At 40.9% G+C, this 313-nt stretch carries 1 protein-coding gene; it reads right to left on the reverse strand.

Annotated elements, in window-relative coordinates:
* On the reverse strand, positions 1-272 hold a 272-nt coding region (locus AOA60_RS23755), incomplete at its 3' end, for a tRNA-binding protein (protein ID WP_099586445.1).
* Positions 273-313 lie beyond the last annotated feature (41 nt).

Genomic DNA, 313 nt, shown 5'->3' on the forward strand with positions numbered 1-313 from the left:
TTATCTGGTACTCCCCCCATGACAAGAACTTCCGATTTAAACCCTGCGATACGAATAGGGGGAAAGTTTACTACTGCAACTACTTGTCGCCCAACGAGATCTTCTGGAGAATATCGTTTAGTGATCTGTGCACTCGATTGTTTTTGTCCCACTTCTTCTCCAAAGTCTATTTTTAATTTAATTGCTGGAACTCTGGCTTCTGGAAATGGTTCAGCGTACATGATCGTTCCAACACGCATATCCAGCTTAGAAAAATCCTCTATCGTTGCCATGACTACACCCCTTCAGTACATTTATCACATTTAATACTATT

Source organism: Pseudomonas sp. 2822-17 (genome assembly GCF_002742485.1).
GTDB lineage: Bacteria > Pseudomonadota > Gammaproteobacteria > Pseudomonadales > Pseudomonadaceae > Aquipseudomonas > Aquipseudomonas cyclaminis.